This is a genomic window from Nonomuraea sp. NPDC049141 (genome assembly GCF_040648415.1).
Taxonomy (GTDB): domain Bacteria; phylum Actinomycetota; class Actinomycetes; order Streptosporangiales; family Streptosporangiaceae; genus Nonomuraea.
Genome location: NZ_JBEZDR010000018.1, coordinates 156,651 through 178,563, shown reverse-complemented (window position 1 = coordinate 178,563; position 21,913 = coordinate 156,651). Strand labels below are relative to the sequence as shown.

General features: G+C 69.5%; 18 protein-coding genes and 1 pseudogene. 12 read left to right on the top strand and 7 right to left on the bottom strand.

Annotation, left to right across the window (positions count from 1 at the left end; genetic code table 11):
* Positions 1–13 precede the first annotated feature (13 nt).
* Positions 14–877: an LLM class F420-dependent oxidoreductase gene (locus tag AB0B91_RS43420; protein ID WP_358333408.1), complete on the bottom strand. Its 864-nt coding sequence runs from the start codon at positions 875–877 to the stop codon at positions 14–16.
* 186 nt (positions 878–1,063) lie between these two features.
* On the opposite strand from AB0B91_RS43420, the gene AB0B91_RS43415 reads away from it, so the two are divergent.
* The 3 genes from AB0B91_RS43415 to AB0B91_RS43405 all read left to right on the top strand — a co-directional run bounded on the left by AB0B91_RS43415 (position 1,064) and on the right by AB0B91_RS43405 (position 4,231).
* A complete protein-coding gene (locus tag AB0B91_RS43415) occupies positions 1,064–1,696 on the top strand; it encodes a LysE family translocator (RefSeq protein ID WP_358333405.1) in 633 nt (210 codons plus the stop codon).
* Between the two features lie 47 nt (positions 1,697–1,743).
* The gene (locus tag AB0B91_RS43410; RefSeq protein ID WP_358333403.1) at positions 1,744–2,319 is read left to right on the top strand and encodes a TetR/AcrR family transcriptional regulator; all 576 of its coding nucleotides are present in this window, start codon (positions 1,744–1,746) and stop codon (positions 2,317–2,319) included.
* 70 nt (positions 2,320–2,389) lie between these two features.
* Entirely contained in the window at positions 2,390–4,231 is a 1,842-nt protein-coding gene (locus AB0B91_RS43405) for an alpha/beta fold hydrolase (RefSeq protein ID WP_358333400.1), read from the top strand.
* Positions 4,232–4,241: 10 nt separating this feature from the next.
* Here the strand turns inward: AB0B91_RS43405 and AB0B91_RS43400 are convergent, their stop codons facing one another.
* Positions 4,242–4,721 (bottom strand): nitroreductase family deazaflavin-dependent oxidoreductase, encoded by a 480-nt coding sequence (locus AB0B91_RS43400; protein WP_358333397.1) that lies wholly within the window; start codon positions 4,719–4,721, stop codon positions 4,242–4,244.
* A 71-nt stretch (positions 4,722–4,792) separates the two neighbouring features.
* Entirely contained in the window at positions 4,793–5,992 is a 1,200-nt protein-coding gene (locus AB0B91_RS43395; RefSeq protein WP_358333394.1) for a cytochrome P450, read from the bottom strand.
* 135 nt (positions 5,993–6,127) lie between these two features.
* On the opposite strand from AB0B91_RS43395, the gene AB0B91_RS43390 reads away from it, so the two are divergent.
* Positions 6,128–9,220: a BTAD domain-containing putative transcriptional regulator gene (locus AB0B91_RS43390; protein WP_358333391.1), complete on the top strand. Its 3,093-nt coding sequence runs from the start codon at positions 6,128–6,130 to the stop codon at positions 9,218–9,220.
* 103 nt (positions 9,221–9,323) lie between these two features.
* On the opposite strand, the gene AB0B91_RS43385 is transcribed toward AB0B91_RS43390, so the two are convergent.
* The gene (locus AB0B91_RS43385) at positions 9,324–10,184 is read right to left on the bottom strand and encodes a helix-turn-helix transcriptional regulator (RefSeq protein WP_358333388.1); all 861 of its coding nucleotides are present in this window, start codon (positions 10,182–10,184) and stop codon (positions 9,324–9,326) included.
* A 131-nt stretch (positions 10,185–10,315) separates the two neighbouring features.
* On the opposite strand from AB0B91_RS43385, the gene AB0B91_RS43380 reads away from it, so the two are divergent.
* Together AB0B91_RS43380 and AB0B91_RS43375 are read left to right on the top strand one after the other, a co-directional pair.
* Positions 10,316–11,311: an aldo/keto reductase gene (locus AB0B91_RS43380; protein WP_358333385.1), complete on the top strand. Its 996-nt coding sequence runs from the start codon at positions 10,316–10,318 to the stop codon at positions 11,309–11,311.
* A 136-nt stretch (positions 11,312–11,447) separates the two neighbouring features.
* Entirely contained in the window at positions 11,448–12,317 is an 870-nt protein-coding gene (locus AB0B91_RS43375; RefSeq protein ID WP_358333383.1) for a TIGR03619 family F420-dependent LLM class oxidoreductase, read from the top strand.
* 25 nt (positions 12,318–12,342) lie between these two features.
* Here AB0B91_RS43375 and AB0B91_RS43370 read toward each other — a convergent pair whose 3' ends face one another.
* Entirely contained in the window at positions 12,343–13,854 is a 1,512-nt protein-coding gene (locus tag AB0B91_RS43370; RefSeq protein ID WP_358333380.1) for an MFS transporter, read from the bottom strand.
* Between the two features lie 51 nt (positions 13,855–13,905).
* Here AB0B91_RS43370 and AB0B91_RS43365 point away from each other — a divergent pair, with 51 nt between their 5' ends.
* Complete coding sequence (locus tag AB0B91_RS43365) at positions 13,906–14,283, top strand: MerR family transcriptional regulator (protein WP_358333377.1); 378 nt, start codon at positions 13,906–13,908, stop codon at positions 14,281–14,283.
* Between the two features lie 10 nt (positions 14,284–14,293).
* On the opposite strand, the gene AB0B91_RS43360 is transcribed toward AB0B91_RS43365, so the two are convergent.
* Entirely contained in the window at positions 14,294–15,439 is a 1,146-nt protein-coding gene (locus tag AB0B91_RS43360; RefSeq protein ID WP_358333374.1) for a YncE family protein, read from the bottom strand.
* A 172-nt stretch (positions 15,440–15,611) separates the two neighbouring features.
* Between AB0B91_RS43360 and AB0B91_RS43355 the strand changes: the two genes are divergently transcribed.
* The 3 genes and pseudogenes from AB0B91_RS43355 to AB0B91_RS43345 all read left to right on the top strand — a co-directional run.
* Positions 15,612–16,247, top strand: a complete 636-nt coding sequence (locus AB0B91_RS43355; RefSeq protein WP_358333371.1) for a TetR/AcrR family transcriptional regulator — start codon at positions 15,612–15,614, stop codon at positions 16,245–16,247.
* Between the two features lie 38 nt (positions 16,248–16,285).
* Entirely contained in the window at positions 16,286–17,497 is a 1,212-nt protein-coding gene (locus AB0B91_RS43350) for a cytochrome P450 (protein WP_358333368.1), read from the top strand.
* 698 nt (positions 17,498–18,195) lie between these two features.
* A pseudogene (locus AB0B91_RS43345) lies at positions 18,196–18,462 on the top strand (hypothetical protein); the annotation flags it as partial.
* Between the two features lie 194 nt (positions 18,463–18,656).
* Here the strand turns inward: AB0B91_RS43345 and AB0B91_RS43340 are convergent.
* Complete coding sequence (locus AB0B91_RS43340; RefSeq protein WP_358333365.1) at positions 18,657–19,466, bottom strand: enoyl-CoA hydratase/isomerase family protein; 810 nt, start codon at positions 19,464–19,466, stop codon at positions 18,657–18,659.
* 48 nt (positions 19,467–19,514) lie between these two features.
* Here AB0B91_RS43340 and AB0B91_RS43335 point away from each other — a divergent pair, with 48 nt between their 5' ends.
* Positions 19,515–20,318, top strand: a complete 804-nt coding sequence (locus tag AB0B91_RS43335) for an enoyl-CoA hydratase/isomerase family protein (protein WP_358333363.1) — start codon at positions 19,515–19,517, stop codon at positions 20,316–20,318.
* An 8-nt stretch (positions 20,319–20,326) separates the two neighbouring features.
* Positions 20,327–21,880: an AMP-binding protein gene (locus AB0B91_RS43330; RefSeq protein ID WP_358333360.1), complete on the top strand. Its 1,554-nt coding sequence runs from the start codon at positions 20,327–20,329 to the stop codon at positions 21,878–21,880.
* The last annotated feature ends 33 nt before the right edge of the window (positions 21,881–21,913 follow it).

The following is a 21,913-nucleotide window of genomic DNA, read 5'->3' as shown; positions in this document are numbered from 1 at the left end:
CAGGCGCTCGCGGTCAGCGCCCCGCTGGGGTGATGGTGGAGATCCGCGTGGCGAGTTCGGCCAGGTGCGCGAGTGAGGAGTCGGCGGCGGCATCGGGGACGGCGACGATGACGTGGTCGATGCCCAGAGCGGCGAGGTCGCCGCAGCGCTGGACGCTCTCCTCGATGCTCTGCCCGTCAGGCACCCGCATGTGGAGGGTCTTCTCGATCTCCTCGTAGGGCCGGCCCAGCCGCTCGCAGTGCGCGCGCAGCACGCCGAGCTTGTGCCGTACGTCGGCGCCATCCAGGAAGTTGCAGGCGTCGGCGTACTCGGCGACCAGCCGGAGCGTCTTCTTCTCCCCGCTGCCGCCGATCAGGATCGGCGGACGCGCCTGCGGGGCGTTGAGCGTACGTTCCAGCCGGTAATGCCGGCCCTCGTAAGGCTTGTCCTCCTCGCTCCACATCTGCCGGGCGATCTGGAGCGTCTCCTCCAGCCGCTCGAACCGCTCGGCCGGCGAAGGGAAGCGCAGGCCGAGCCCGCGGGCCTCCGACTCGTACCAGCCGGCGCCGATGCCGAGGACGGCGCGACCGCCCGAGAGGGCGTCCAGGGTGCTGACCTGCTTCACCAGCAGTCCTGGTTCACGGTAGACGGCGCCGGTGACCAGGGTGCCCAGCGTGACCCGGCTGGTGAGGGCGGCGGCGTAGGACAGCGCGCCGTACGCCTCCAGCATCGGATCCTCCACGGCGCCGAAGTTGGGGATCTGGAAGAAATGGTCCATCACCCACAGACTGTGCAGTCCCGCTTCGTCGGCGCCGCGGGCGACGGCCGCGAACCGCCCGGAGATGGCGGAATCACCGCCGGGCCAGGTGAAACGTGGGCAGGTCAGACCGAGCTTCATCGAATACTCCTTGATCGGGTGGCATGCCGCCGCAGGGTGACGCGTCACTGCGGGCATGAAAAAACCCTCTCGCCTGGGTCGCTGGACCCGAGGCCGAGAGGGCGTCGTGGGAGTAATTATCTCACGCCCCGCAGGCCGCATGGGGCACCATGCGGCCGACATTTCCGGCTATGGCACCATCGCGTTATGCCAATCGACCAGCACCTACTCCTCGCTTTCACCGTGACCACGATCGTCGCCATGATCACTCCGGGGCCCGACATGCTGTTCATCCTGGGCTGTGGGATGCGGGGCGGTCCGCGCGCCGGCCTGCTCGCCACGGCCGGGGTGGCGACGAGCGAGGCCGTGCACATCGCCGTGGCGGCCGCGGGACTGGCCGCGCTCTTCGCGGCGGTGCCGGTCGCCTTCACGGTGGTACGGATCGCCGGCGCCGCGTACCTGATCTACCTCGGCGTGCAGACCCTTCGCCGCAGCAAGGCCGGTCATGATGAGATGCCCGTCGTCGGCGAAGGGATGCCGGGCCGGCGGGCGTATCTCAACGGCTTGTTGACCAACCTGCTGAACCCGAAGATGGTCACCTTCACGATCGCCTTCCTTCCCCAGTTCATCAACCCGCGGCTGGGTCAGGTCTGGCTGCAGTTCGCCATCCTCGGCGCCATTCTGATCGTGTTGGAGTTCCTGGTCGACGGCCTGGTCGGAGTGCTGGCGGGACGGATCGGAGGATGGCTGCGTCGCCGGCACGCCGCGCGCCGCCGGCTCGACATCGCGACGGGGAGCATCTTCATCGGGCTGGGAGTACGGCTGGCCGCCGAGAAGTGAAGCGCCGAATTAGACAAGACTATGCAGACCGGTCTATTTTCTAGAGGGTGGCGATCAAAGGTGATGAGACGCGGGCCCGGCTGATCGAGGCGGCTCGGACGCTCGTGGAGGCGAAGGGCTACCACGGCACCGGGCTCAATGAGGTGCTCGTGGTGGCCGGCGCCCCTCGGGGTTCGCTTTATCATCACTTCCCCGGCGGCAAGGACCAGCTGGTCGGCGAGGCCCTCGCCGCCGCGGGCCGGGAGGTCGACGGCATGGTCGAAGAGCTGGCCGCGACGGCTTCCACCGCTCGCGATCTCATTCAGGCCCTGTTGGACGGGCTGGCCGACCGGATGGTGGCGGCCGGCTACGCCAAGGGCTGCCCGGTGGCGACCGTCGCCCTGGAGGTCGCCGCGACCAACGACGACCTCCAGCCGATCTGCGGCGGCATCTACGCGGGCTGGCAGCGGGCGCTGGCCGATGCCCTGCGGGCCGACGGTCACGACGCGGAGGAGTCGGACGAGCTCGCGGCGACAGTGCTCGCCCTGATCGAAGGCGCGCTGGTGCTGGCTCGCGCCGGCCGCAGCCGGATCCCCATCGAGCGGACCGGCCGCCGCATCGCCAAGCTGCTCGGCACTGGCTGACCAGCGCAGGGGGTGCCGGCGCCTTTTTTCTGCTCACAGATTATGTAGATCGGTCTAGATAGGAATGGGAATGGAAGAGATGGACGCCGTGGTGTTCGGCGCGAACGGCTTCATCGGCAGGTGGACGGTGCTGCACCTGCTGAAGCAGGGCCGCACGATCGCGGCCGTTCTCCGCGAACCGGTGCAGAGCCGCGCGGGCGAACTGCGCGCCTGGCTACAAGATCACGGCGTGAGTGCCGAACGGCTCGTGGTCGTGGCCGGTGATCTCACGGCCGGTACGGGCCTGGGGCTGAGCGGGGCGGACGACGAGCGGCTGGCCGGCGTACGGGAGGTCTTCAACACCGCCGCCGTCTACCGGTTCGGGCTGCGGCGCGAGGAGGCCAGGACGGTCAACGTCGAAGGCGCCCTGAACGTGCTGCGCTGGGCCGCGACCCGGACCGGCCTGCGCAGGCTGGTCCACGTGTCGGGCTACCGGGTCGGGCTGGACCCGGTGGCGCGGTATCCGCTCCCGGAGGCCGAACTGGTGAAGCTCTACCGAGGCAAGGGGGCCTATGAAGGCTCCAAGACCGAGGGGGACGCGGCCGTACGGGTCATCGCGGCGCAGTTGGGGGTCCCGCTGACCGTGGTGAATCCGAGCACCGTGATCGGCCACTCCACCACGGGCGAGGCCGGCCAGTTCATCGGCCTGGCCGAACTGGTCCGCGACCTGTGGATGGGTAAGCTTCCGGCGCTGCCGGGCACCGCCCGTACGTTCGTGCCCGTGGTGAGCGTGGATCATTTCGCGAAGTTCATGGCCGCCATTCCCGACCACGACCCGGAGCCCGGCGGCCTGCACTGGGTGCTCGACGAGAACACCCCGGACCTGCCCGACCTGGTGCGCCTGCTCGGCGGCCACCTGGGCGTACCCGCGCCGAGGACTCTCGTACCGGTGTCCCTGATCCGCCGCCTGCCCGCCGCGCTGACCGGAGCCAACCCCGAGACCCTGGCCTTCCTGACCGAGGACCGGTACGACACGGTCTCAGCCGAGAAGGTCGCCGAGGCCGCGGGGCTCCGGCAGCCACCCGTCGAGACCGCGCTGCGCCGCTGGGCCGATCGGCTGGTGGCGGAGAGGTTCGGGACGGCCCCGGGCGGGCTTCCCGGCGGCTTCCACGACGTCGGCGGATCCCGGACCTATGTCGCCGGCGACAGGACCTCGCCCGGCTTCGTCCTCCTGCACGGGCTTCCCCTCGACGGCGAGTCCTGGCAGGGAGTGCTCGGCGAACTGGACGAAGCACCCGCCCTCGTCGCCGATCTGCCGGGACTCGGCCGTTCCGCGCCCACGGCTGCCACCTCGCTGGACTGGCTCACCGATCTGCTGGCGCCCGTACGAACCCGGCCCGTCATCGTCGCCCACTCGGCGGCCACCGCACCGGCGCTCCGCTATGCCGCCGCTCATCCCGAACGCGTCTCGGCCCTGCTCCTCGTCTCGCCCTATTTCCTCCAGGAGGAGGCTTCGTGGCTGCTCCGTACACCGATGCTCGCCGCGCCACTCCTGAAGAGGATCTCCACCGACCGGCTCGCGACCTCACTCCTGGGCACGAGCGGCGGCGTTCCCTCAGACGAGGCCCGTCGGGCCATCGCGAGCGCCGCCGCCCAACTGCACCGGCCCGGCGTCGCCCGTCGTACGGCCCAGTGGCTGCGGGCCGCGTACCAGCCCACAGAACGCGCCGCCCTCCAAGCCCTGCTGGGCGGAACCGTCTCAGTCCCGGTCCACATCGTGGCCGGACAGCTGGATCCGCTGGCCGGCGAGCCCGGCCCGGCGACTGTCACGACCGTCCCCGGCGCCGGGCACCATCCGCACCTCACTCACCCCGCCACCGTCGCCGCGATCATGCGGCGCATGACCGGCGCATCGACCCGGAGCCCACGGTAAGGGCCCGGAATCAGTGCTCCTCGGCCGCCGGCTCCAGAACGAAGAGCGGGATCTCCCGGTCCGTCTTCTTCTGGTAGTCGGCATAGTCCGGGTACGCCTCGACGGCGCGAGCCCACCACACGGCCTTCTCGTCCCCGGTCACCTCGCGTGCCAGCATGTCCTGGCGCACCGGGCCGTCCTGAAGCTCCACCCGGGGGTCGGCCACCACGTTGTAGTACCAGACCGGGTGCTTGGGGGCGCCTCCCAAGGAGGCGACGACGGCGTAGGAGCCGTCGTGCTCCACCCGCATGAGCGGGGACTTGCGGATCTTGCCGCTCTTCGCGCCCAGGGTGGTCAGGATGACGACAGGCAGGTCCCGCCGCCGCACGTCTTCCGAACCGACCAGGCTGCCGAGCGTCGTTCCTTCCGTACCACCGGAGCTTTCGTACAGTTCCACCTGGTCACGTACGAACTGCGCCGTGCTCGGCTCGTACTCGCCTTTGAGTGGCATGTCGCCCATCTCCACGCTGTCGACGAATCTTTGCTCCGCGCAACACAGAGAGCGGGCACGATCATTCCCGGTCACGCGTCCCAGGTGACCGGGAGGCTCTTGACCCCGTAGATGTCCGCGGCCTCCGGGCGCAGGGCGACCTCGTCGGCCGGTACGGCCAGGCGCAGGGTGGGGAAGCGGTTGAGCAGCGCGGGGAAGGCGACCCGCATCTCGACGCGGGCCAGTTGCTGGCCCAGGCACTGGTGGATGCCGTGGCTGAAGGCCAGGTGCCCGCCGTCCTGCCTGCGCAGGTTGAGCGCTTGGGGGTCGGTGAAGCGTTCGGGGTCGCGGTTGGCGGTGTTGAGAGACAGGATGACCGTCGTGCCGGCCTTGATGGTGTGGCCGCCCAGCTCGACGTCCTCCAGCGCGACCCTCTGGAACTGCTTGGCGACGCTCAGATAGCGCAGCAGCTCCTCGACGGCCCCTTCGGTGAGCGCGGGGTCGGCGCGCAGCGCGGCCAGCTGCTCCGGGTTCCGCAGCAGCGCGAAGGTGCCCAGCGCGAGCATGTTCGCGGTGGTGTCGAACCCGGCCGACAGCAGGATCAGGGCCATCCCTTTCAGTTCCTCGTCGGTGAGGTCGCTGTCGAGCAGGTCGCTGAGCACGTCGTCGGTGGGGTTGGCGCGTTTGGCGGCCACCAGCTCCGCGAGGTAGCTCTGGGTCGCGGTGTAGGCCGCGATCAGCTCCTCGTCGCTCACCTCCCCGCCGAGGAACTTGTCGATGTTGTCCTGGAAGGAGCCCCGGTCCTCGTACGGCACGCCCAGCAGCTCACAGATGATGATGGCGGGGATGGGCTTGGCGAACGCGGTCACCAGGTCCGCCGACGGCCCGGCCTTCTCCATCGCGTCCAGGTGCTCGGCGGTGACCTGCTCGACGCGCTCGGTGAGCAGCCGCATCCGCCGGACGGTGAACTTGCCCACCAGCGGTTTGCGGTAGCGGCCGTGCTGCGGCTCGTCCATGAGCAGGAACTCACCGGGCGGCGCCGGCGGGACCTCGAAGCCGCCGTAGTCGATGGTCGGGTGGTGGCCCATGAGCTCCTTGCGCGAGCTGAACCGCGAGTCGGCCAGGACCGACCGGACCAGGTCGAAGCCGGTGACCAGCCAGCCCTGATGTCCGTCGGGGAAGGGGAAGTGGCTGATCGGGCTCTGCTCGCGGGCCTGGATCAGCTCCTTGGGCGGGTCAAAGGGACAGCCGGGCTGACGCGTGGCCGGCATCGTGGTGACGGTGTGTTCCATGGCATCCACCATCGCCGACCGCCCTGATATGGGGCCGTCGCCGTGCTGACACGGCCGCTGACATGACACGGCACAATGTCTGATGTGCGAGTTGAATTGCTTGGACCGTTCGAGGTTCGCAACCACGATGGGGTCGTGGCGGAGGTTCCCGGGATTCGGCTGCGCGCGCTGCTGGCCGCACTCGCCCTCGAACCGGGCCGGATCGTCACGCGTGCGAGGCTGGTGGACTGGATCTGGGGGCAACAGCCGCCCGCGGACGAAGTGAATGCCTTGCAGGCGTTGGTGTCCAGGCTGCGCAGGGCGTTGCCTGACGGCGTCATCGAGGCGAGCTCCGGCGGATACCGGCTGGCCGTGGCTCCTGATGCCGTGGACGTGTCTCGGTTCGAGCACCTGGTCGGTCAGGCCCGTGCCGCCGAGCCCGCCGCGCGGGCGGATCTGCTGCGCGCGGCCTTGGCACTGTGGCGCGGTTCGGCCATGGCGGACATCGCACTGCGAGACAGCGATGCGTTCGACGCCGCGGTCGCGCGTCTGGACGACCTCTACGTCGCCGTGCTCGGCGATCGGGTGGATGCGGACATTCGCCTCGGCCGTGGCTCGGAATTGGTCTCCGAGCTGACCGAGCTGGTTGCCACGTACCCACTGCGAGAGGGGTTCGTGGCGGCCTTGATGCGAGCGCTCGCCGAGGCGGGGCGTGGAAACGAGGCGTTGACCGTCTACCAGCGGACGCGCGAGCGGCTCGCTGAGGAGTTGGGCGCCGATCCGTCGGCCGAGCTCTCCGCGCTGCACACCGCGCTGCTGCGGGGTGAGCTGGGCGAGCGGGCGGAGAACCGCAGGACGAACCTGCGCGCCGAGCTGACGAGTTTCGTCGGCAAGGACGATGACATCGCCGCGGTCGCCGTTCTGGCCATCGGGCACCGACTGGTCACCTTGACGGGCGCGGGTGGCTCCGGCAAGACGAGGCTGGCCACGGAGACCGCGCGGACGATGCTCACCGAGCTGCCGGATGGGGCGTGGCTGGTCGAACTGGCCTCGGTGGGGGCAGGCGGCGATCTGGCGCAGGCCGCCCTTACCGCGCTCGGCCTGCGTGACCAGCCATTGCTCGGTGGTGCGCGGGACGGGGAGCCGATGGATCGGCTCATCGCCGCGGTCCGGGAGCGCACGATGTTGCTGATCCTGGACAACTGCGAGCACGTGATCGAGGCGGCCGCCGCTTTCGCGGACCGGCTTCTGGGGGAGTGCCGGAGGCTGCGGATCCTGGCCACGAGCAGGGAGCCACTCGGCATCACCGGGGAGGTGCTGTGGCAGGTCGAGCCGCTCGCGCTGCCCGCGCAGGGAGCGGACCCCGCCGAGGTCGGGTCCTCGCCGGCGGTGCGACTGCTGCGGGACCGCGCGGATCTGGTGCGCAAGGACATCGGCTCCGACGCGCACGCCTTGTCGGGCATGGCGCGGATCTGCCGGGCGCTCGACGGGGTGCCGCTGGCGATCGAGCTGGCCGCGGCACGGCTGCGTACCATGTCCGTCGATCAGCTGGCACATCGGCTCGATGACCGGTTCCGGCTGCTGACCAGCGGCAGCCGTACGGCGCTTCCCCGGCACAAGACGCTGCGCGCGGTCGTGGACTGGAGCTGGGATCTGTTGACCGAGGCCGAACGCGGCGTGCTGCGGCGGCTCTCGGTGTTCGCCGGCGGGGCGAGCCTGGAAGCGGCCGAACGGGTGTGCGGGGACGAGGCACTCGCCGGGGAACAGCTTTTCGACGTGCTGACCGCGTTGATCGAGAAGTCGCTTCTCCTCGCCGACGGCGAGGGCATGCCGCGCTACCGGATGCTCAACACCATCAGGGAGTACGCGGCGCACCGGCTGGCCGAAGCCGGGGAGACCGAGCCGGCGCGCCAGGCGTACCTTGCCTACTTCACCGAGCTGGCCGAGACGGCCGATCCGCACCTGCGCCGGGCCGAGCAACTGGAGTGGCTGTCCAGGCTCGAGGCCGAGCACGACAACATCAGTGCGGCCCTGCGCGGGGCGATCTCCGAGGGATGGGCCCAGGAGGCGATGCGGCTGGTCGGGGCCGCGGGCTGGTACTGGTTCCTCAGCGGGCACCGGACCGAGGGCACCGAGTTGAGCATCGCGGCGGCCTCGCTGCAGGGTGAGGTCTCCGATGAGGTGCGGGCGCTGGCGTACACCATCGTGACGGTGTTCCTGACCTCCGGGCCCGGCCGCGATCAGTATCAGGCGGAGGAGTGGATCCACAAGGCGCACCGGCTCACCCAGCGCGGCGGGCATCACCACCAGATGCTCGGGTTCGTCGCGCTGTGGGAGCAACTGCTGCGGGCGCCGACGGACTTCCTGCCCGTGCTCGAGCCGCTCATCACCGACGACGATCCCTGGGTGCGCGCGCAGGCCAGGATCACTCGCGGCCGATTCCGGCTCACGCTCGGCGGCGACGAGACCGACGTGGACATCGACGCCGAGATCGCCCTCGCCGAGTTCCGCACGCTGGGTGACCGGATGGGGATCTCGTTGTCGCTGACCTTCCTGGCCGATCGGCTCGCCATGCGCGGCGAGTTCGCCCGCGCGTGTGAGCACCACGAAGAGGCGGCTGTGGCGCTGACCGAGGTAGGCGCGATCGAGGACGTGGTCGGCCTGCGGGCGCGGCAGGCTCAGCTGTACTGGCTGCTCGGCGACGAGCGATCCAGCGCATCCGCCATGGCCGAAGCTCAGCGGTACGCGGAGGGGATCACCTGGCCGGACACGCTTGCCGACCTGGAGCTTTCGAAGGCGCAGCTGGCGCGCTGGCGCGGCGAGCCGGACAAGGCACATCAGCACCTGGCCATGGTGCGGGCGATGCTGGGCAGCGAGGAACTGAGCGCCTTGGCCCGCGTCAAGGCCGCGAACCTGTCCGGCTACCTCACCGAGGATCTCGACAAGGCCCGCGAGCATCAGACCGAGGCGTTCCGCGCCGCTGTGGAGATGACGTATCCACCGCTGATCGCCGAGATGTTGATCGGGGTCGCGGATCTCGCACTGCGCCAGAAACAGTACGAGCAGGCCGCCCGATTGCTCGCGGGAAGCGACAGCGTGCGCGGTACACCTGATCGTTCGCAGCCGGACGCCTCCAGGATCGCCGCGGACACGCGGAATCGCCTCGGTGAAACCGCGTTCACCGAGGCGACCCGTGACGGACAGCAGCGGGATTGGCGTGAGCTGGCCGAGATCACCCTCGCTTCGTGAACGACGCGCGCGCCCGCAGGTAGCCGATCAACGTGATCGCCCGGGCCGTTGCCGTCCTGACGCAGCCGCTGACACGACACCTACAACGTCTCCAGCGGCCGCTTCACCGTACGGGCGTGCCCCTTGCCCCCGTGGGGAACTCCTCGATGCCGAGCACCCGCAGCAGCTCCAGCCGCTCGCGCGTATCGGCGTCCGCCGGGGTGAGCACCAGCAGCTGCTGCCCCTGATCGGGAGTGACCAGGGTCTCGCAGTTCATGGTCAGCCGGCCCACCCGCTCATGCAGCATGGTCTTGCGGTCGGCGCGCCGGACCGCCACCTCGTGCTCGGCCCAGAGCCGGCGGAAGTCGGCGCTCGCGGCCCGCAGACGGTCGACGAGTCCGTCGACCGTGGGGTCGCCGGACCGGCGGCCGGCGGCCGCGCGCAGGTCGGCCACGAGCTGACGGGCCCGATGCTCCTGCTCCTCGGGCGGACAGACGGCGCGGACGGCGGGCTCGGTGAACCAGCGGTACATGATGTAGCGCCGGTCGCCGGAGAAGCCGGTCTGGTCGCCCATCAGCAGGACGGCCGCCCGGTTCTGGGCGAGGACCTCCCCCAGATCGGACAGCACCATGGCCGGGGTGTCGCCGAGCAGGTCGAGCATGCGCATCAGGCCGGCGCGGGCCAGGCGGGCCACCCCGTCGGCGGGCGGCGGCCGGTGGCCTGCCAGGTGGAACAGATGGTCACGCTCGTCGTCGGAGAAACGCAACGCCCGGGCCAGCGAGCCGAGCAGCTGGGTCGAGGGCTGACTGCTGCGACCCTGCTCAAGGCGTACGACATAGTCCACCGACATGCCGGCGAGCATCGCCACCTCTTCCCGGCGCAGGCCGGCGGTACGGCGGCGAGGGCCGTCGGCGAGGCCCACCTCGGCCGGACGGATCGCCTCGCGGCGGCGGCGCAGGAAGTCGGCGAGCTGGTCACGTTGCATGGCTACATCCTGCCTCGCGGCCCGTCAGCCGAGCCAGGGAGCGGCTCTCCCATGATGAACGCTCCGCTCCCGCAGGTCCCGGCCCGGGCCCATGGTTGGGGGGACGACATCTGACAACGAGGGAGAACGTGATGCGGAGCCGAACTTTGGGCGACACCGGACCGACCGTGTCCGAGCTGGGCCTGGGTGCGATGGGCATGTCGGGCGGTTACGGCGCGACCGACCGCGCGGAGAGCATCGCCACCGTGCACGCCGCGCTGGAGAGCGGCATCACACTGATCGACACCGGCGACTTCTACGCCATGGGCCACAACGAGTTGCTGCTCGCCGAGGCGCTGCGCGGCCGGGATCGCGACAGCTACCAGCTGAGCGTCAAGTTCGGCATGCTGCGGGGGCCGGGTTCCGAGTTCGGCGGGCATGACAGCCGTCCCGATGCGGTGAAGAACTTCCTGGCCTACTCGCTGACCCGGCTGGGCACCGACCACATCGACATCTACCGTCCCGCCCGGCTGGACCCGGCGGTACCGATCGAGGAGACGGTGGGCGCGATCAAGGAGATGATCGACGCCGGACACGTGCGGCACATCGGCCTGTCGGAGGTCGATGCGGCGACGATCCGCCGGGCGCACGCCGTGCACCCGATCGCCGACCTGCAGATCGAGTACTCACTGCTGTCCCGGGCGGTGGAGGCGGACGTTCTGCCCACACTGCGGGAGCTCGGCATCGGCCTGACCGCCTATGGCGTCCTCGGCCGCGGCCTCATCTCCGGGCACTGGACCGCCGGTCACACCGCCGGTCCCGGCGACATCCGCGGCATCAGCCCGCGCTTCTCCGGTGGGAACGTGGAACACAACCTCGCCCTCGTAGAGGCCCTGCGCCGGGTCGCCGAGGCGAAGGGCCGCACCGTCGCCCAGCTGGCCATCGCCTGGGTGGCCGCACAGGGCGAGGGCATCGTGCCGCTGGTCGGCGCGCGCACCCGCGAGCGGCTGGCCGAGGCGCTGCCCGCGATCGACCTGGACCTCACCGCGGACGACCTCGCGGAGATCGAGAAGGCGGTGCCACCGAACGCGGCCCGCGGCGACCGATACCCGCCCGCGTTCATGTCCAACCTCGGCGTGGGCAACTGAGCCCGGCTCTCCGGCGGGGAGTCGGCACCCTGGGCGACCCTGATCAGCTCTCCGCTGTCTCAGTTGCCTTGACGCTGGTGGCAACGTTCTAGCGTGGCCGCGACAAGTGGGTGCCGCATCATCGGAGGAATGACGGATGAAGTTCGGGATCAGCTACAACTCGGCCTACTACGGCGTTGACCCCGAAAGGATCACGGCCTATGCCCGGCATGCCGAGGACTGTGGCTTCGAGTCGCTGTACCTGCCGGAGCACATCGCGCTCTATCCCGGCGCCGCGGTCGGGCCCTTTGAGCTCCCGCCGTCGCTGCCTTACGGCGATCCGCTCGATTGCCTGAGCTTCGTCGCCGCGGCCACGGAGCGGATCCTGCTCGGAACGGGGGTGCTGCTGCTGCCGTACCACCATCCGGTGATCCTCGCCAAGCGCCTGGCGACCATCGATCTGCTGTCCAAGGGACGGATGCGGCTGCTGACCGTGGGCCTCGGCTCCTTGGCGGGCGAGGCCCGGGCGGTGGGGGTCGACTTCAGCACCCGCGGCCGTCGTACTGATGAGGCGATCGATGTCATGCGGCTGCTCTGGGGCGGTGGCGAAGAGGGCGTCAGCTTCGCCGGGGAGTTCTTCGCCTTCGAGGACCTGTGCCAGTTCCCCAAGCCCTACGGGGTCACCCACCTGCCGATCCACATCGGCGGATCGAGCCGGGCGGCCGCCCGCCGCGCCGGACGCCGGGGCGACGGCTACTTCCCCGGCGGCGCGCTCGATCTGAACGAGCGCGCCATCCAGCTCGACCTCGCCCGCTCGACCGCCGTCGAGGCCGGCCGCAGCCCGGAAGCGCTGGAGTACACGCGATGGGGGTCGATCGACATGCCCGCCGAGCAGGTCGAGGCACTTGCCGCACAAGGCGTGACCCGCATCGTCGTGAACCCCAGCGCCCCCGAACTGGACCAGCAGCGCGATGAGATGTCCGCGTTCGCCGAGCGGTTCGCCCTCCGCTCGCACAGCCCGGCCTGACGGCGGCGCCGCCGATCGGCTCTGATCAGACCGAACGCGCGGGCGGTCCGAGGCAGGGGGCGTCGCCGGCCCGCGTGACCACTGTTGCGTCGGCGGGCTGAGCGAGGCTTCCGTGGCGCCGACCGAGGTGCCGGTGGCCGAGGGTGAGGCCGGCGATCAGGACGCCGAGGAAGGTCACGCCGGCGGCCAAGTAGTACGCCATGGTCAGGCCGTTCGTGAGCTCCCGTCGCAGCGCGTCGCCGGCCAGGCCGCCGATTCCGGCGTTGGCGACGGCCACCATCAGGGCGGTGCCGATCGCCAGCCCGGTCTGGTGGGTCACGGACGCCATCCCGGAGGCGACACCCTGCTCGCTCGCCGCGACACCGTTGCCCGCCGCGATCCACATCGAGGTCCAGACGATGCCCATCCCCAGACCGGCCACCATGATGCCGGGCAGCACGGCGATGAAGGGGGAGTGGGGAGAGACGGCAAGGGCGAGCAGGATCATGCCGGCCGTACCGATCAGCAGGCCGGTGGTCAGGGCGGCGCGCATGCCCGCACGGGTGACCAGCCGCTCGGCGACCTTGGTGCCGACGATGTTGAGCAACGTCAGCGGCAGGTACGCCAGGCCCGCCCGCAACGGGTCGTACCCGAGGATGTCCTGGAGGTAGACGGTGAGCAGGTAGTAGTGGGCGCCCAGGCCCGCCCCGAACACCGCGGTGACCGCCATGGCCGCGACCAGGCTGGGATTGGCGAACATGCGCGGAGGAACGAGCGGATCGCGGCTACGGGATTCGATCACCGCGAACACCACCAGCAGCGCGAGGCCGAGACCGAAGGCGGTGAGGATGGACGGGGAGGTCCAGCCCCACTCCGGGCCCTGCGCCAGGACGAAGACCAGCAGCGTGATCCCGGCGGTCGCGGTCAGCGCACCGGGCACATCGAAGCGGCGTTCCCGTACGTCGGCCCCATCGCGGGCCGGGTCGGTGGGAAGGAGTGGGAGGGCCGCCAGGAGAGCCGCGCTGGCCAGCAGGACGAAGATGTAGAAGGTCGACTCCCACCCGAAGACGTTGGTGAGCACTCCGCCGAGCAGCGCGCCCGCGGCGAGACCGCCGCCGCCCGTGGCGGCCCAGACGGCGAGCGCGCGGTTGCGCGCGGGGCCTTCGGCAAAGGTGGTGCTGACCAGGGACAGCGTGGCCGGGAACAGCAGCGCCGCGGCCAGCCCCTGCACGGCGCGCACCGCGATCAGCGGTCCCGGGCTCCCGGCGAGCCCGCCGACCAGCGATGAGCCGGCGTAGAGAACGAGGGCGATGATGAACACGCGCCGCCGCCCCAGCAGGTCCGCGGCCCGGCCGCCCAGCAGCATGAAGCCGCCGAGCGTGACCGCGTACGCGCTGACCACCCATTGCAGACTCTGACCGGAGAAGCTCAGCTCTCGCCCGATCTCGGGCAGCGCGACGTAGACGATGTTGTAGTCGATAGCGATGATGAACTGGGCGAACGCCAGCAGTGCCAGGGTCCACCCCAGGCGGCGGGGCGATGGGGAGACATCCGTCATGCCGATACGGTAGAAGTTCACATCAATGTCAGATTCAACCCGAGGCGGAGCATGCGGATCGGTGAACTGGCTCAGCGCACCGGCGTGAGCGAGCGCTCACTGCGCTACTACGAGCAGCAGGGGCTGCTGACCGCCGAGCGCACTCCCGGCGGCCATCGGGATTTTCCGGACAGCGCGGTCGACCGGGTCATCCGCATCCAGGAGCTGTTCGCGGCGGGCCTGCACAGTGAGAAGATCGCGCGACTGCTGCCCTGCATGCGGGACGCGGACGGCCGCCCCTCCGAGATCGCCACGCCGCGGCTGGTCACCGACCTCGCCGCCGAACGGGACCGGATCAACCGGATGATCACCGACTTGATCCGCTCCCGTGACGTTCTGGACGAAGTGATCGACACCGCATCGGACCAGCGGCCGTCCTCTCCCTACTGACGGCGACAGGTCAGCGGAACACTCCGGTGTGACCGAGGGAGTAGCGTCCGGGCTGCGGGAAGAAGCACAGGCCGTGCGGCCCCTGACCGACTTTGATCTTGTGGAGCAGTTTGCCGGTCTCGGTGGAGAAGACGTAGACGACCCCGTGGTACCTCCCGGAGAGCCAGAGCTGCTTGCCGTCCGCCGACACTCCACCCATGTCGGGTGAGCCGCCGCCCGGGATCCGCCACCGGTCGACCACCTCGCGGCGGGCGAACGAGACGACGGAGACCGTCCCCTCGCCCCTGTTGGAGACGTAGAGCAGCCGCGCGTTCCTGCTGACGTACAGGCCGTGCGCGCCCTTGCCGGTGCGCAGGAAGCCCACTCGCCGGAAGGTGGTGGCGTCGATGATCCACACGCCGCCCGCCATCATGTCGGCGACGTAGAAGCGCCGCCCGTCGGGCGAGAGCTTGACGTCCTGCGGCATGTTCCCCGCCCCGACACCGATCACCTTCTTCACGCGGGGGCGCCGCCAGTTGATCGCCACGAGCCGGCCGGAGAACTCGCAGCTGGCCAGGAAGACGGATCCGTCGGCGGTGAAGTCGCCGTGGTTGACGCCCCTGCACGGCAGGTCGAGGGAGCGGATCAGGCGCATCGAGTGCGGGTCGCGGAAGTCGAGGCGGTTGTTGCGTTCGGCCATGACCAGCGCGTACGAGCCGTCAGGGGTGAAGTACAGGTTGTACGGGTCGTCCACGGGCACCGGTTTGCCGGGGCGGCCCGTGACCGGGTTGATGGGGGTGAGCCGGTTGCCCTGGTTCTCGTTGACCCACAGCGTCTTCAGGTCCCAGGAGGGCACGACGTGCTGGGGCAGGGCGCCGACCCGGTAGCGGTGCACGACGCGGAAGGTCCGCGGGTTGATGACGTCCACCGTGTTCGACTCGCTGTTGGGGACGTACACCCGAGGGGTCAGGTGCTCGACCCGTGGGCTGAGCATTCCTGGCCGGTCATGGGCGTACACGTTGGTTTCGCGGGCGACCGGCCGGGCGTGCTTTCGCGGCGAGGGCTTCAGCGGTGGCGCGGACTCGATGGTCGCCACCATGGGCGCGGGCGGCGGACCGCAGGAAACCACGGCGATGGCGGTCGCAACCAGCATGATCATCATCCGCGGCAGTCGCATGCGCCACAGCCTAGGAAGGCGTGCGGCGGCGCCTGTTTCCACAAGGGTCAAGGTCGCGTACGCACAGGGTCAAGGGATGGCATCACGAGAGGGCTTGACCAAGCGCTCGTTCAAGCATATATATCGGAAGGTAAACATATGTAGCCGTCCCGATATCCGATCGGAGCCCCAGGTGGCGCGTACCCAGGATCAGCGACGAGCCGAGACCCGGGCCCGGCTGATCGACGCGGCGGCGGACCTGTTCGCCCGCAAGGGGTTCCACGCGGTGTCCGCCGAGGCGGTGGCCGATGCGGCCGATCGCACCACCGGCGCGCTGTACAACCACTTCGGCGGCAAGGAAGGGCTCCTGCTCGCGCTGCTGGAGGTGTGGAAGGACCAGGCCGCGGCCGAGTTGCTCGCCGGGTTCGAGGAGATCACCGAGCTCGACGACCGGCTGGCCGCCCTGTTCCAAGCGCTGACCCGTACGGACGAGGATCGCGGTGCGTCATGGCTCCTGCTCGAACTGGAGCTGTGGCTGCACGGCGCGCGCGATCCCGTCATCGCCGAGCCGCTGGCGCGGCGCTACGCCGACATCCGGGCCCGGCTCACCGGAGGGCTGTCCGACTGGGCCGAGACGGCAGGGGTGCCGCTTCGCCGATCACCGGAACGGACGGCGACGGCCGTGCTCGGGGTGCTGATCGGCTGCGCGGTGCAGCACCGGCTCGATCCCTTGGCGGTCGAGGAACGGGCCGTCGTCGAAAGCCTGCGCGACCTGCTCGGCCTGCCCGACCTCCTTCGGGGTGGCCCTGACCACCCCGAACTGCTCTGACTGCTCGACTCCTAGCTCATCGCGCCGAAAGGGAGCCCATGCGGATCAACCTGCTCGAAGACACGTGGGAACGCGAAGTTCCGCACGACCAGTTCGCCTACCTGCGCCAGAACGCGCCCGTCCACTGGCACGACGTCCCCGACGACACCGGCTTCTGGGCTGTCACGAAATATCATGATGTGAGGGCGATCAGCAGGGATGTGCATACCTGGTCGACCGAGATCGGGACCGCGTTCATCCGTACGCAGACGCCGGAGTTCATCGAGATCGCCAGCATGACGCTCCTGAACATGGACCCGCCCAAGCAGACCCGCTACCGCCGCCTGGTGAGCGCGGGTTTCACGCCCAGGACGATCGGCCGGCTGCGCGGGACCGTACAGCGGCGCGCCGAGAAGATCGCGAACGACGCGCGCGACCGGAACGGCGAGGTCGAGTTCGTGACCGACGTGGCCGAATATCTGCCGCTGCAGATGATCTGCGACCTCATCGGCGTCCCCGAGGAGGATCACCACCTGATCTTCGAGTGGTCGAACCGCATGGTCGGCTTCCAGGATCCCGACTTCCGCACCACGCCCGAGGATGGCGAGAACGCCGCGGCCGAGATCTTCGCCTACTGCGACGGCCTGGTCGACGACCGCCGCCGCAACCCGCGTGACGACATCCTCACCGCCCTCGTGCAGGCGGAGGTCGACGGCGACAGGCTGACCAGGGACGAGATCGACTCCTTCTTCGTGATCCTCTGCGTCGCCGGGAACGAGACCACCCGCAACCTCATCGCCCACGCCATGAACGCCCTCATCACCCACCCGGACAGCTATCGCGACCTGGCCGCCGGTCTCGACGACGAGGATCTGTGGCGCAGCGCCACCGAGGAGTTCCTGCGCTGGGGCTCCTCGATCCACAACTTCCGGCGTACGGCCACGCGCGACACCGAACTCCGCGGCCAGAAGATCGCCGAGGGGGAGAAGGTGGTCACGTTCTACATGTCCGCCAACCACGACGAGGACGTCTTCGCCGATCCGTACACCTTCGACATCCGCCGTAACCCCAACGACCACCTGACGTTCGGTGGCGGCGGCCCGCACTTCTGCCTGGGCGCCAACCTGGCGCGGCTGCAGATCACCTGCATGATCAGGGAGCTGCTGCGCCGCTTCCCCGAGGCGGAGCACGCGGGGCCGGTCAAGCGGATGCGGTCCGATTTCATCAACGGGATCAAGCACATGCCGGTCCGCTTCTCCCTGCCGAGCTGACAGCCGACGGTCCTCTGACACGAGCCGACCGTCTGGGTACGCGCGCCGACCGTCCAAATAGGCCCGTCGTTAACGAAGCTGCGATTAGGTACACGCTGTCCGTGTAAGCCCAGGTCAGCGGTCCAGACGTCGTGCTGTCCGAGGTTCCGGCTCGAACACGGCCCTCGAGTAGGAAACGTCCGGTGAACCGGGGTTACTGTCACATTTGTTGATCAGCCGCCAGTGGGTTGACCAGGTCAGTCTTGCTGGATGGCGGAGTTCGAGGGTGTCGCGTTCATCCGGTCGGATGTTGAGCGGTTCTGTGCCGAGCTGGTTGGGTTGGCTCCGGCGATCAGGTTGCGGCGGCTCGCGGAGTTGCGGGTGATGCTGGACAGCGTGGTCGCGAGGCGTCGAGGGCAGCGATGGCGGACGCGCGGGGGGAAGGCTGGGGGTTGCGTCGGATCGGTCAGCATGCGGGGATGTCGCACGAGCAGGTACGACGGTTGTTGGTAGATGTTCCGTCCGGTAGCACGGCTCAGGGGGCTTTGGATCTAGACCCATGAGCGCCGGTGCCCTCGCCGATTTCGTGCTGGCCCGGCTGCTCGAAGAAGAGCAGACCCCGGACCTGTTCTCCGAGCCGACTTGCCAACACAACGGCTGGTGCCCCTAGCCCCCCCGCCAGATCCTTGATCATGACGGCATGACGGCCAGCATTGTTGATGACTGCCGCAAGCAGCTCACCCAACCCGATGGCTGGCCTACCACCGCCATTTACGCTGACAGGCCCTCAGCGCGATCGCACGAGCGGTGCTTCGCGCGTGTGTCTCCGACCAGCGAGACGATCGACTCGAAGCCGGAGAAGGGAGGGGGACCCAGTTCTCGTTGCTGATGCCCGTGGACACCCGGTGGAGGTCGTCGGCCTCCTCGCTCAGGGCCTTACCAACGCCGAGATCGCTGACTGGCTCGTGCTGTCGGTCCGCACGGTGGACACCCACGTCTTAGCCGATGCCAGCCAGGCCGGGGCACCAGCGGCCCGTAGTGTTAGCTGTGATCGTTTCGCCCGGCGTGGGGTGGAGGCGCGGCGAGGCTCCCAGCGCTGGCGACCTTCGCGTGCAATTGCTCGCCTTCAGCCCCCGAACGGCGATCACCCCACCTCTCCACTCTCAACCGTGAACCCGCCTCATGCCGACCGAGAGCCCGGCTGGAACACGGGGAGACGTTTCTCCTGGAGCGCGGCGATGCCTTCCTGCACCTCCGACCCGGCGAACCCGAGGAATTCGAGCGCCAAAGCAGCGTCGAAATGCGGGGTGGCAGTTCGCAACCAGGAATTGAGCGCCTGTTTGGTCCAGCGCAACGCGGTGGGAGCACCGCCCGCGAGCCGGATGGCGACGTCGGTGGCCTTGTCGAGCACCTCGCTATCGTCCACCGCGAGTGAGACCAGGCCGATGCGCTCCGCTTCCGCGCCGTCCAGCGGGTCACACGTGAGCAGGTAGTACTTGGCCTTGGCCAGTCCGCACAGCAGCGGCCAGACGAGGACCGCGTGGTCACCGGCGGCGACGCCCAGTTTCGTGTGGCCGTCGATCAGCCGGGCGTTCTTGGCGACCACGGAGACGTCGGCGAGCAGGGCCACGACGAGTCCCGCTCCGACCGCCGCCCCGCGTACCGCTGACACCACTGGTTTGCTGAACTCGATGAGGTTGGTCACGAGTTCACGAGCTTCGCGGAGCCCGGCGGTCCGGGCCTGCGGGTCCTCGGCCAGGCTGCGGACCCAGTCGAGGTCCCCGCCCGCGCTGAATGTGCGGCCTGCCCCGGTTACCAGGACGGCGCGCACCCGGGGGTCGGCCTCGGCGTCGCGCCAGACTCGGGTGATCTCCCCGTGGCTCACCGCATCCAGAGCGTTGGCGCGGCGGGGGTTGTTGATGGTGATCCGCAGGACACCTTCCGAGACCCAGCTCAGGTCCAGCCGCTGGTATTCCGGATACCCGTCCATGATCCTCCTTGCATAGTATCGATCGATCGATACAATACATTCGTGTCAATGGAATCCCCAACCCCAGCCGCTGACAGCCACGCCCGACGAGTGCTGCTCCACCATCGAGGGCCGGTGTCGGTGGTGACGCTGAACCGGCCAGAAAGGCGCAACGCGCTGTCCCACCAGATGTTGTGCGACCTCATCGATGCACTCGTCGAGGCGGACGGGCACGACCAGACGGCAGCCATCGTGCTCACCGGTACGGGCTCGGCGTTCTGCTCGGGCGACGATCTGTCGGAGGCGGCCAGCACCGACGCCGAGACTTTCGACGAGACCATCGAGGGGCTGCAACGCGTCACGAGAGTGCTGCTCACCTCCGACAAGCCGAGTATCGCCGCGATCAACGGCGCGGCGATGGGCGGCGGCCTGGAACTGACCCTGGCCTGCGACCTGCGGATGGCCGGCCGGGACGCCGTATTCGCCTGCCCGGAGGTGGCCTGGGGCCTGGTGTGCACGAATGGGGCGTCGGTGCTGCTGCCGTCCCTGATCGGGCACGGACGTGCGCGCGACATGTTGCTCACCGGACGGACCTACGACGCGACATGGGCCCTGGCCGCCGGCCTGGTCACCGAGGTCCTGCCCGGCGACCAGGTCCTCGACCGGGCTGTCACACTCGGTGCGGAATTGGCGAGCCGGGCCCAGGCCGTCCGACTGACCCGGCGGTTGATCAGCGACGGCAGTCATGAGGATCTGCTGCGTGCGCTGGAACGCGAGGCGGTCACGGTCGGAGAGGCGCGACGCACCGACGTGGCCGAGACGAACCTGCGCGAGTTCGCGGCTCGCCGGGTGCGAAGGGGGGCTCGGCCATGATCGAAGGCATGCGCACCCTCAGCGACCTCGTCGACCAGCACGCCCGCACCCAGCCCGACCATCCGGCACTGCGGGTCGAGGACGACGCACTCACCTACCGCCAACTGGCCGCGCGGGTCCAGTCGGTGGCCGCCGGCTTGGCGGACAACGGTGTGTGCGCGGGGCAGACCGTGGCTCTCGTCCTGCCGAACTGCGTCGAGTTCGTCATCTCCTGGCTGGCTCTGGGCCGGATCGGGGCCGTGGCGGCGCCGGTGAACACGGCGCTGCTGGGCGATGGGATCGCGGCCGCCCTGCGGACGTCCAGGGCCGAGGTCGCGATCGTCGATGAGCAGTTCCTGCCGGCGCTGAGGGAAGCGCTGCTGAGCGAGGTGAACCTGCGCGCGGTCTTCGTCCGCGGCCAGGCCGATGCTTACGCTGATGCCGCTTCCTTCCGGCGCTGGGAGGACCTGACGGCGCCCGCGTCCTCTGCACCCCGTCACGACACCCGTCCGGGAGACCCCAGCATTCTGCTGTTCACCTCCGGCAGCACCGGCCGCTCGAAGGCCTGTGTGCTGCCGCACCGGTACGTGCTCCGGCAGGCGGAGGTCTTCTCCGAGCAGCTCGGTCTGACCGCCGACGACGTGCTGTTCTGCCCCTTCCCGCTGTTCCACGCCGATGCCGCGATCTTCACCGTCGCCCCCGCGTTCCTGCTCGGCGCGACCGCGGCACTGGTGGAGCGGTTCTCGGTGCGGCGGTTCTGGGACCAGGTGCGCCGCTTCCAGGCGACCGTCTTCGACTTCATGGGCGCGACGCTGACCATGCTGGACAAGCAGGAGCCCGCACCCGATGACGCGGACAACCCCGCCCGGCTCGGCTGGGGCGTCCCGCTCCCGGAGTGGGCAGGTGACTTCGAGCGCAGGTTCGGCGTCGAGCTCGTCGAGGTGTACGGCCTCAGCGACACCGGGATCGTGCTGTACAACCGCCCAGGTGAGGCACGTCGCCCTGGGGCGTGCGGACGTCCCGTCCACCCGTTCGACGTCAAGGTTCTGGATCCCGACGGATTCGAGCTGCCGACCGGCGAGGTGGGGGAGATCTGCATCCGGCCCCTTGAGTCGCACGTGATCCTGAACGAGTACCTCGGCATGCCCGAGGTCACCGTCCAGGCGTGGCGCGACCTGTGGTTCCACACCGGAGATCTCGCCCGCCGGGACGACGACGGCTACTTCTACTTCGTCGGCCGGGGCGCGGACGTGATCCGCCGACGCGGGGAGAACATCTCCGCCCTGGACATCGAGGCGGTGATCAGCCGGCATCCCGCCGTACTGGAAGTGGCGGCGTTCGGCGTGCCGAGCGATCTCACAGAAGAGGACGTGATGGCGGTCGTGTCCCTTCGGCCGGGCGAGAGCCTGGACACCCGGACCCTGCTCTCCTACTGCGGCGACCGGCTACCCCACCACATGCTGCCGCGCTACGTCGAGTTCACCGGCCCGCTGCCCAAGACACCGACCGAGAAGATCGAAAAGCGCGTGCTCAAGTCACGCGGAACCGGCCCCCACACCTTCGACCGCGAAACGCACGACTGACCACCGCTTTCCACCACCAACGACAAGGCTTCC

What these genes read in the sequence shown, in the direction of transcription:
- AB0B91_RS43420 (WP_358333408.1), bottom strand. Translation starts at nt 877, where the DNA reads ATGAAGCTCGGTCTGACCTGCCCACGTTTCACCTGGCCCGGCGGTGAT.
- AB0B91_RS43415 (WP_358333405.1), top strand. Translation starts at nt 1,064, where the DNA reads ATGCCAATCGACCAGCACCTACTCCTCGCTTTCACCGTGACCACGATC.
- AB0B91_RS43405 (WP_358333400.1), top strand. Translation starts at nt 2,390, where the DNA reads ATGGAAGAGATGGACGCCGTGGTGTTCGGCGCGAACGGCTTCATCGGC.
- AB0B91_RS43400 (WP_358333397.1), bottom strand. Translation starts at nt 4,721, where the DNA reads ATGCCACTCAAAGGCGAGTACGAGCCGAGCACGGCGCAGTTCGTACGT.
- AB0B91_RS43395 (WP_358333394.1), bottom strand. Translation starts at nt 5,992, where the DNA reads ATGGAACACACCGTCACCACGATGCCGGCCACGCGTCAGCCCGGCTGT.
- AB0B91_RS43385 (WP_358333388.1), bottom strand. Translation starts at nt 10,184, where the DNA reads ATGCAACGTGACCAGCTCGCCGACTTCCTGCGCCGCCGCCGCGAGGCG.
- AB0B91_RS43380 (WP_358333385.1), top strand. Translation starts at nt 10,316, where the DNA reads ATGCGGAGCCGAACTTTGGGCGACACCGGACCGACCGTGTCCGAGCTG.
- AB0B91_RS43375 (WP_358333383.1), top strand. Translation starts at nt 11,448, where the DNA reads ATGAAGTTCGGGATCAGCTACAACTCGGCCTACTACGGCGTTGACCCC.
- AB0B91_RS43370 (WP_358333380.1), bottom strand. Translation starts at nt 13,854, where the DNA reads ATGACGGATGTCTCCCCATCGCCCCGCCGCCTGGGGTGGACCCTGGCA.
- AB0B91_RS43365 (WP_358333377.1), top strand. Translation starts at nt 13,906, where the DNA reads ATGCGGATCGGTGAACTGGCTCAGCGCACCGGCGTGAGCGAGCGCTCA.
- AB0B91_RS43360 (WP_358333374.1), bottom strand. Translation starts at nt 15,439, where the DNA reads ATGCGACTGCCGCGGATGATGATCATGCTGGTTGCGACCGCCATCGCC.
- AB0B91_RS43350 (WP_358333368.1), top strand. Translation starts at nt 16,286, where the DNA reads ATGCGGATCAACCTGCTCGAAGACACGTGGGAACGCGAAGTTCCGCAC.
- AB0B91_RS43340 (WP_358333365.1), bottom strand. Translation starts at nt 19,466, where the DNA reads ATGGACGGGTATCCGGAATACCAGCGGCTGGACCTGAGCTGGGTCTCG.
- AB0B91_RS43335 (WP_358333363.1), top strand. Translation starts at nt 19,515, where the DNA reads ATGGAATCCCCAACCCCAGCCGCTGACAGCCACGCCCGACGAGTGCTG.
- AB0B91_RS43330 (WP_358333360.1), top strand. Translation starts at nt 20,327, where the DNA reads ATGCGCACCCTCAGCGACCTCGTCGACCAGCACGCCCGCACCCAGCCC.